1 protein-coding gene and 1 pseudogene are annotated in these 1,626 nt (G+C 76.1%); both read left to right on the top strand.

Annotation, left to right across the window (positions count from 1 at the left end; all coding sequences use genetic code 11):
• Positions 1-292, top strand: a pseudogene (locus NBW84_RS23590) (hypothetical protein); the annotation flags it as partial.
• On the top strand, positions 289-1,584 hold the full coding sequence (locus NBW84_RS23595) for a DUF4255 domain-containing protein (protein ID WP_250287519.1): 1,296 nt from the start codon (positions 289-291) through the stop codon (positions 1,582-1,584). The pseudogene NBW84_RS23590 and the gene NBW84_RS23595, both read left to right, overlap by 4 nt.
• The last annotated feature ends 42 nt before the right edge of the window (positions 1,585-1,626 follow it).

Below are 1,626 nucleotides of genomic sequence, written 5' to 3' on the forward strand. Positions count from 1 at the left end.
GCGCCGAGGCGGGCGGGCCGGTGGGCGCGGCGAGACGTCGTGGCCCACGCCCACGCCCCGGCCGGCGCCGCCCCCGAGCATCGGGCGCCGGGCCGACGGGGTGCTCACCGGCTCGGGCTCCGGCCGGACCACCGTGCGTATCGACACGGTCGAGGTCCGGTTCCCGCAACCGGTCGTCGCCGCGGAACGCGCGGCGACGCCGGCCGCCGCGCCGGTCCCGTCCGGCCTGGTGGGCTTCGACGCCTACCAGGGCGTTCGCGCCTACTCGGCCTGGCAGCGGGACGCGCCATGAGCGGGCATGAGGTGATCAGGGACGTCAGCGCGAGCCTGCGTGCGCTCCTGCGGGACCGGGTGGCCCGGCCGCCCGGCGTCACGGACGTGCCGGTGACGGTCGGCACCCCTCGGCCGGTGCCGGCCGGCGCGAGTCCGGCGGCCGAACCGGCCAGGCTCAACCTCTTCCTCTACCGGGTGAGTGAGAGCCCGTACCTGAAGAACCTCGACGCCCCGCCCGCCGGCTCGCCGACCCGGTACGGCTCCCCGCCGCTGTCCCTGCACCTGCACTATCTGCTGACCGCGTTCGGCTCCGTGCTGGACAGCGCCGGCGACACGCACGACGAAAGCCGCGCTCAGCTTGTGCTCGGCAGCGCCATGCGGGTGCTGCACGAGACCCCGATCCTCACCGAGGACCTCGTCTCGACCCGGGACCCGGTCGACCAGCCGCTGCTGGCCGCCGGGCTCGCCGACAGCGTCGAACAGATCACGGTGACGCTGGATCCGGTCGGCCTCGACGACCTGACGAAGGTGTGGACGGCGCTGACCACGCCGTTCCGCCTGTCAGCCGCGTACCTGGTCACGGTCGTCCAGATCGATCAGCGGGCCCGGCCGCCGGTGGCGGTCGAGGTCGGTGAGGGCCCGGCCGCCGGCCCGCGGGTCCGGGTGCACACGCTGCGCACTCCGGCGATCAGCCGGCTGCGGGTCCTGCCGGCGGGGGCGGCCGACCAGCCCCGGGCACACCCTGTCGCGCGGATCGGCGACACGCTCGTCGTCGAGGGCACCAGCCTGCTGGCGCCGGCACCGGGCCGGACGCTGGTCCGCGTCGGCGGGATCGACCTTCCGCTCGCCGCCGCGCCCGTGCCGACGCCGGACCGGGTCGCGGTGGTGATCCCGGACGCGGCGCTGCCCGACGGCCGGCCCATCCCGCCGGAATCCCGGCTCCAGCCCGGTACCCACACCGTCTCGGTCGCCACCAGCGGGACGGTCGCCGGCCCGGCCCGGTCCGCCCCGGCCGCCATGATGATCGTCCCGGCCGTCGCCGCCGTCGTGGTCGAGGCGGAGCCCGGTGGCACCGGACGGATCCTGAAGGTGACCGGAAGCCGGCTGCACGTGCCCGGCCAGCCCGGTGAGACGTTGATCGGCCGGGTGGTGGTCCCCGCGGCCTCCTACCTTGAGGCGTCACCGACCAGCCTGCGGGTGCGGGTGCCGGCGGCGCTGCTGGCCGAGGCGGGCCCGCCGACGCCGGTACCGGTCCGGGTCCGGGCCGCGGGCGTGTCGAGCATCGACCGCACGACGGTGGAGCTGCCATGACCATGACGACAGCCGGTGCTGTGTCCGATGGTGCCGTGAGGA

This window comes from Protofrankia sp. CiP1_Cm_nod2 (assembly GCF_920664355.1).
Lineage (GTDB): Bacteria > Actinomycetota > Actinomycetes > Frankiales > Frankiaceae > Protofrankia.

Bases quoted from the DNA above. Each gene is read 5' to 3' on its own strand.
- NBW84_RS23595 (WP_250287519.1), top strand. From the start codon at position 289: ATGAGCGGGCATGAGGTGATCAGGGACGTCAGCGCGAGCCTGCGTGCG.